The 1,677-nt window shown below is 39.3% G+C and carries 1 protein-coding gene; it reads right to left on the reverse strand.

All coding sequences use genetic code 11. The features are described 5' to 3' along the window. Positions 1-1,034: alpha-amylase family glycosyl hydrolase (locus LD28_RS0121880; RefSeq protein WP_033138978.1), on the reverse strand; the 1,034-nt coding region annotated here is incomplete at its 3' end. Positions 1,035-1,677 lie beyond the last annotated feature (643 nt).

A 1,677-nucleotide genomic window follows, 5' to 3' on the forward strand; every position in this document is an offset into this window, starting at 1 on the left:
GTTAGCACCAAAACTGCTAATGCCTTCGCAGCATCTTCCCAATACTCTTTCGCATCGTTACCTAACAATGATACTTGACGTGGTTTATCGTGATTTGATAGAAAGACAGCATTCCAACCACCCTGTTGTTCAATTTCGAGTTTTGTTTTTAGTTGTTCCTTGTAATAAGAGACTAGATCTTCATTAAAAACCTCGATTTCTGGCGGCACAAAAGAGATAGCCATTTGAAATTCACCTGCTGCTGGCGCAACGTATTTCAAAATCCCTTCACTATTTACTTCATTTATTTCACCGACACTAAATGCACCATAGCGATTAATGATCTCCATAAAGCCTTTAATATAACTGTGACCAAGCGCTTTATTTGCGCAAGGAACAGTGGCAAAGTCCTCACTGTCGCATGCGTAGAAATAAACTGGTTTCTCTAAGAATGAAATCGCATCAATGCGGAATCCATCGATACCTTTATCAAGCCACCATTTGATCATCGAATGGATTTCATTGACGAGTTTTGGATTACTCCAATTTAAATCTGGTTGTTTCTTGCCGAATATATGTAAATAGTATTGATCACGTTCAGGCGAATATTCCCAAGCAGAACCACCAAATACTGAACGCCATTTATTAGGTGGATTTCCATTGATACCATCAGCCCAATGGAAGTAGTTGGAGTATGGATTGGTTTTGGATTTTTTGGATTCTTCAAACCAAACATGTTCATCTGAACAGTGGTTAATAACCAAATCCATAATTATTTTAATATTACGACGTTTACATTGCTCTAATAACTGGTCAAAATCGGCCATTGTACCAAACTGTACAAGGATGGATTGATAATCGCTTATGTCATAACCGTTATCATCAAGTGGTGAGTTGTAGATTGGACTAAGCCAAATAGCATTTATACCAAGGTCGGATAAGTAGTCCAGTTTTGAAATGACGCCTTGTAAATCGCCAACACCATCGTTATTGCTGTCTAGAAAACTCTTGGGGTAGATTTGGTAAACGATAACATCCTGAATCGACTTGTTCATTTGTTTGCGCTCTTAAAATATTAATAAGCAGAGCGATAATCATGATTTGCCTCAAGGAGTGATAATCTAGTGATTTGTCTCTATGTCGAGAACCAATATATCTGCAAGACAGATAGAAATACTTTGCATCAGTCGAAAGATTGAGTTAAGTCACGAAAAGCACTTAATTAAATTACAATTTTTGGAGCTTGTCACACTTTTGACGATAGACACTATTGCTAAGCTTTGATCCAAAATACGTGATTCAGCCAGAAAGCCGAATCGCCCAGACTGTTCAATTATTAAACAATACTCAACGCTCTCGGCATACCAAGCTCGTTAAACTTCTTCAATGCTTTAATTGACCATGAGCCAACATCCTGCCCTATTCAAAAACAGAATTTCGGCATAATAATGACTCTGATCTGCGCTCCATTTTCCAGGCCACCAGAACTTGGTAATGCTCATCTATCACAAGGAGATGAACATGAAGAAACGCCTCTCTGAAGAGCAGAGCATTACCATCTTCAAGGAAGCTGGTCTCACCAACATGACATGAGGCGTTCAATGACAAGATTACGTCGCTCATTTACTGCCGAATTCAAACTCGAAGCCAACCGTACACTGGATGTCGATGATGCGAGCGCAGGGGTATCAGATTGGC

It is taken from the genome of Aeromonas finlandensis (assembly GCF_000764645.1).
In the GTDB taxonomy this organism is placed as follows: Bacteria; Pseudomonadota; Gammaproteobacteria; order Enterobacterales; family Aeromonadaceae; genus Aeromonas; species Aeromonas finlandensis.